The organism is Acaryochloris sp. IP29b_bin.137, from assembly GCF_028285745.1.
GTDB lineage: Bacteria > Cyanobacteriota > Cyanobacteriia > Thermosynechococcales > Thermosynechococcaceae > Acaryochloris.
The window spans coordinates 1-5,071 of the sequence record NZ_JANQOP010000183.1; the positions used below are offsets into that span (position 1 = coordinate 1).

General features: G+C 43.1%; 5 protein-coding genes. All 5 read left to right on the plus strand.

Going from position 1 to position 5,071, the window contains the following annotated elements; all coding sequences use genetic code 11:
- The first annotated feature begins 266 nt into the window (after positions 1-266).
- The 5 genes from rfbF to Q0991_RS13280 are packed head-to-tail and all read left to right on the plus strand — an operon-like array spanning position 267 to position 4,679.
- The gene (gene rfbF, locus Q0991_RS13260) at positions 267-1,052 is read left to right on the plus strand and encodes a glucose-1-phosphate cytidylyltransferase (protein ID WP_299489195.1); all 786 of its coding nucleotides are present in this window, start codon (positions 267-269) and stop codon (positions 1,050-1,052) included.
- Positions 1,049-2,134 carry a CDP-glucose 4,6-dehydratase gene (gene rfbG / locus Q0991_RS13265; protein WP_299489196.1) on the plus strand — a complete coding sequence of 362 codons (1,086 nt, stop codon included), beginning with the start codon at positions 1,049-1,051 and terminating at the stop codon, positions 2,132-2,134. Before rfbF ends, rfbG begins: the two co-directional genes overlap by 4 nt.
- Positions 2,127-2,576: a dTDP-4-dehydrorhamnose 3,5-epimerase family protein gene (locus Q0991_RS13270; protein ID WP_299489198.1), complete on the plus strand. Its 450-nt coding sequence runs from the start codon at positions 2,127-2,129 to the stop codon at positions 2,574-2,576. The genes rfbG and Q0991_RS13270 overlap by 8 nt, the downstream gene beginning before the upstream one ends.
- Positions 2,573-3,526, plus strand: a complete 954-nt coding sequence (locus Q0991_RS13275) for an SDR family oxidoreductase (RefSeq protein WP_299489200.1) — start codon at positions 2,573-2,575, stop codon at positions 3,524-3,526. Before Q0991_RS13270 ends, Q0991_RS13275 begins: the two co-directional genes overlap by 4 nt.
- A gap of 16 nt (positions 3,527-3,542) precedes the next feature.
- Positions 3,543-4,679, plus strand: coding sequence for a glycosyltransferase (locus Q0991_RS13280; protein ID WP_299489202.1), 1,137 nt, complete (start codon positions 3,543-3,545; stop codon positions 4,677-4,679).
- Positions 4,680-5,071 lie beyond the last annotated feature (392 nt).

A 5,071-nucleotide genomic window follows, 5' to 3' on the forward strand; every position in this document is an offset into this window, starting at 1 on the left:
TTAGATGATACAATTGCAAGTTTCTTCTTTCTTTGTTGTTCATGTTAGGTTAAACAGCCGATTTGTCAGGTCAACTGGATAAAAACCCGAAATCAGTTGAGAGTTTGGCTAACCATATCTGACACTTTCTACCAGACCATCAACGGATTTCTGACAGTAGGGAAAAAGTTGCTTGAAAATTAGCTTTTTTAATGTAGGATATTAACGCTTCCATTGAGATATGGCCCTATCCCTCCCATACTTTGATAGCAAGGAGAGACCTGTCAATGAAAATAATCATCCTTTGTGGTGGTTTTGGAACTCGCATTAGAGATGTCGCTGATGAAATCCCCAAGCCAATGATCCCGATTGGAGGGAAGCCGATTATCTGGCATATCATGAAATACTATGCCCACTGGGGATATCAGGACTTTATCCTATGTTTAGGCTATAAGGGCGAATCCATCAAACACTTTTTTCTCAACTATGAATCAAGTATCAGTGATCTGACATTGACCTTGGGTAAATATGATAATGTAGAGTATCACAACGAGCATGCTGAGGTGGGCTGGAAAGTAACGCTTGCAGAAACGGGGATAGGTACGTTAACAGGTACCCGGGTTAAGCGAGTTAAGCGTTATCTTGGCGATGATGATAACTTTATGCTGACCTACGGTGATGGGGTCGGCAATGTTGACATTAAGGCTTTGGTGAAATTCCATAAGTCCCATGGCAAGATCATGACAGTGAGTGGGATGCGTCCACCGGGTCGTTTTGGAGAACTAGAGCTGAGAGAGGATAATACCATTGTTGGCTTTAATGAAAAGCCTCAGGCGACCAGAGGACGCATCTCAGGTGGATATTTTGTTTGCCGTAAAGAACTTTTTGATTACATTGATGATAACGGCAATATCACCTTGGAACAGGAGCCCATGAAAAATTTAGCGAATGATAGCCAAATGATGATGTACGAGCATGATGGTTTTTGGCAACCTATGGATACGTATCGAGATTATAAGCTCCTAAATAGTCTAGTTGACGATAAACAGGCCCCCTGGATGGTGTGGTTGTGAATGGAAAGTCGTTAGTGACATGTCTAGAACTGTTTTCGGGTAAGCGAGTTCTTGTAACGGGTGATACAGGCTTTAAAGGATCCTGGTTGTGCATGTTTTTGCATGAGCTGGGAGCCAAGATTTTAGGTTATGCATTGCCTCCCCTGCAATCAGCCGATAACTTCAATGTGCTTGAACTCAACAAACTCATCCGTCATGTAGATGGGGATATTCGCAATCTAGAGATGATGTCCCAGGTTTTTCAAGAGTTTCAGCCTGAATTTGTTTTTCATTTGGCAGCGCAACCGCTGGTTCGATTATCCTACCATGAACCTGAACGCACGTTCTCCACAAATGTAGGTGGTTCTGTGAATGTGCTAGAAGCAGTTCGGGCAACGTCTTCGATACGATCTTTGATCTATGTTACGTCCGATAAATGTTACAAAAATCGAGAGTGGCTCTGGGGGTATCGAGAGAACGATAAGCTTGGAGGTCATGATCCTTATAGTGCATCAAAGGCAGCAGCAGAAATAGTGTTCTCTTCTTATCTAGATTCATTTTTCCGCATGAATTCTACACTAGGTGCTGCTAGTGTACGAGCAGGGAACGTGATTGGAGGAGGGGACTGGTCTCAAAATCGAATTATTCCTGACTGTATTCGGTCACTACAAAAGCAAGAACCTATATTGCTCAGGAATCCCTATTCAACTCGCCCTTGGCAGCATGTTCTAGAACCTGTGTTTGGTTATCTAGCTCTTGCAGTGAAGCTTTACGAGACTCCACAGGAATATTCGGGATCTTGGAATTTTGGCCCTCGTATTGATTCGATTCGCCCCGTTCATGAGCTAGCTGAGCAGGTTATAACCTGCTGGGGACAAGGTGAAATTAAACATGATATTGATCCAAATTCCCTCCATGAGGCCCTCCTGCTGCAGCTCAATTGCGATAAGGCTAACCAACTACTAGGATGGTTGCCCTGTTGGAACTTTGAGCGGACTATTTTTGAGACAGTTCGATGGTATCGTGCTCAAAATAGTGGCGAGAGCGTGCTAGAGATGACCAAGCAACAAGTTCAAGACTATAGGAATGCACAAAATGATTGAGGGTGTCAAGGTGACTCCACTCCGACAAATTTTGGATGAGCGGGGTAAAATAATGCACATGATGCGCAGCGATCGTGAGCCATTTCAGAAATTTGGTGAAATTTATTTTTCTTGCGTGCATCCAGGTGCAATTAAAGCCTGGCATATTCACAGCAAAATGATCCTAAATTACGCGGTGCCTCATGGAAATATCAAGTTTGTTTTATATGATAATCGGCCTGATAGCCCTACGAAGGGAGAACTACAGCAGCTCTTTCTTTGTCCAGATAACTACTGCTTAGTGACAGTGCCACCGATGGTTTGGAATGGTTTTAAGGGATATGGATCAGAAATGGCAATCGTGGCTAATTGCTCAAGTATTCCTCATGATCCAGATGAAATTGATCGAATGGATCCATTCACATCTTCTATTCCCTATGATTGGGGCCTTAAGCACGGATGAGCCGAATTCTTGTAACAGGTGGGTTAGGATTTGTTGGTGGGCGAGTGGCAGCTGCGCTCGCTGCGATTCCAGAATATGAGGTTGTGGTATCGACACGTTCAGAAAAAATTGCTCAGGTGGATTGGCTGCCTAACGCACAGGTTGTTTCTTGTGACTTAATGTCTGATGATGACTGTCATCGAGTCTGTCAAGATGTTGAGACAGTGATTCATTTGGCAGCTCTCAATGAAATCGAAAGTGGTCAAAACCCACAGCAAGCTTTACTCGTAACCGGACTGGGATCATTGAAGCTCTTAGAAGCGGCTCAGAACGCAGGCGTGCATGGTTTTATCTATTTCTCAACGGCGCATGTGTATGGGGCACCGTTGGTGGGTGTGATTAATGAATCCGTAATCCCGCGGCCTGCTCATCCTTATGCTATTGCTCATAAAACTGCTGAAGACTTTATTTTGGCTGCAGGAGATCGATCGATGATTGAAACCCTTGTGGTTCGTCTGTCTAATGCTTTTGGGGCTCCCACTCATTCTGAAGTCAATCGCTGGACATTAGTGGTTAATGACCTTTGTCGTCAGGCTGTGACAGCTAGGACATTAAGCTTGCGATCCTCAGGACTGGAGCAGAGGGACTTTATTGCGCTTGATGACGTTGGGCGGGCAATCATCCACTTTTTGCGACCCGAAGTAGATTGGGATGATGGCATCTTTAATCTGGGAGGTGAAAACTCATTACGGATCATTGATATTGCGAAAATGATCCAGGCACGTTGTGAATCAGTATTTGGATTTAAGCCTGGTATTCAGCGACCAGAGCCTAGTACAGGCGAAAAATCAGATCCACTCACTTATGAAATAGTCAAGCTTAAAGCCACAGGTTTTGAGCTTAGAAGACGAATTACACAAGAAATTGATGCAACATTAATGCTGTGTCAGACTGCTTTTGGATGTCAATAAAGGAGTATCCGGATCCATGGACACCTACATTCTCTCGCAGCGGGGTTTAGTAGAGGGATCTGCATACGGATTTATATTTGAATTTGAAGAATTAATGGCAAGACTTTGTGGCAGTCAGATCCTGGTGCCTAAAGCAAATGGATTAACATTATGGGTTGAGCAACAGTCACCCAAATTTGCAACTCAATTTAAGAAATTCATTTCGAGAACAACAGGATACTATCAAAAGTTTGATCCCGCTGATTTTCGGGCCCATCAACTCAAGGTATTGTTTGTCATTTGTTTAAGTGCACCAGCTTTGAATATGGTCACAAGCATTCCAAATTGGCGCCGTCAGTTCGATCTAGTGGTTGGTTTTGTCATTGATGCGTGGTTCCTGCCCTCCTACCCAAAAGAAACCTATCAGTTCGACCATCTCTTTGTCCCAGTCTTGGAGGCTGTAGACGTTATTCAGCAACGGTTTGATCTTTCTGTCTCGTTGCTCCCATTTGGGGCGGACGTTTTACTTCATGGAACTCAGAGTGTTAATCGTCCAGTTGATGTAATGAGTTTTGGGCGTACTCCTCTTAACTTTCACCAAGCTTTGTCAAGAACATTCAATCAGCCAAATTCAAAAATGCTCTATTATCGTCATCCTGCAGTTGATAGAAGTTGGCATCCCAAAAATGATCGCTATGCTACACGTGTTGATTGTGAATATCGTTTATTGTTTCATCAAATGATGAGACGCTCGAAAATTGTACTGGCCTTCGACCCTTTGTATGATACTGACCAACTGTATGAGTCTCATAAGGTTAATACAAGACCTTGGCACTTCCCGCACTCTATCTTATCCTTACGATGGATTGAAGGAGTCGCAGCAGGCTGTGCAATTTTAGGAAAGCGTCCGACAACTGCGCTAGCTGATCAAGCTCTAAATTGGGATGACGCAACAATTGATTTACCTGATGATCCTCAAGTCTGGATGGATTTTACCCAAAAGCTTTTGAGTGATCACGATCGACTTAAGGCTATTCATTACCGCAACTATTTTGAGAGCCTATCTCGCCATGATTGGCGCCACCGCATTCGGCACATGTTTGAGACCCTACATCTCACCCTGCCTGATTTGCTCTTAGAAGAACTGAATAAGATTGCTCAGATGTGTAGTTAATTCGAATCTGTCAACTGATTTCGGGTTTTTATCCAGTTGACCTGACAAATCGGCTGTTTAACCTAACATGAACAACAAAGAAAGAAGAAACAGGCAATTGTATCGTCTAACTTTGAGAATTCACCCCATAATTCCGTTTTCTATGCATGACAAACTGGATTTCAGTTGCAGAGACCTCTAGAATTTATAGATTTCTAGTTGAGACTAACTTTGGCAAAAATGCCGAAGATTGATCATCGTGGCATGGATCAAAATCGGGTAACAGTGTCAGGAGCGATCAAGGTAATCTGAAGCAACTCATTTCGAGTTTTTAATCAGTTAACCTAAAATATTGACTGTTAAATCTAATATGAACAACTGAGAAAGTAGAAACTGGCAATTGAATCGACTTA

Excerpts from the sequence above, each read along its gene's own strand:
- Q0991_RS13280 (WP_299489202.1), top strand. The coding sequence starts at position 3,543 with ATGGACACCTACATTCTCTCGCAGCGGGGTTTAGTAGAGGGATCTGCA.
- Q0991_RS13275 (WP_299489200.1), top strand. The coding sequence starts at position 2,573 with ATGAGCCGAATTCTTGTAACAGGTGGGTTAGGATTTGTTGGTGGGCGA.
- rfbF (WP_299489195.1), top strand. The coding sequence starts at position 267 with ATGAAAATAATCATCCTTTGTGGTGGTTTTGGAACTCGCATTAGAGAT.
- Q0991_RS13270 (WP_299489198.1), top strand. The coding sequence starts at position 2,127 with ATGATTGAGGGTGTCAAGGTGACTCCACTCCGACAAATTTTGGATGAG.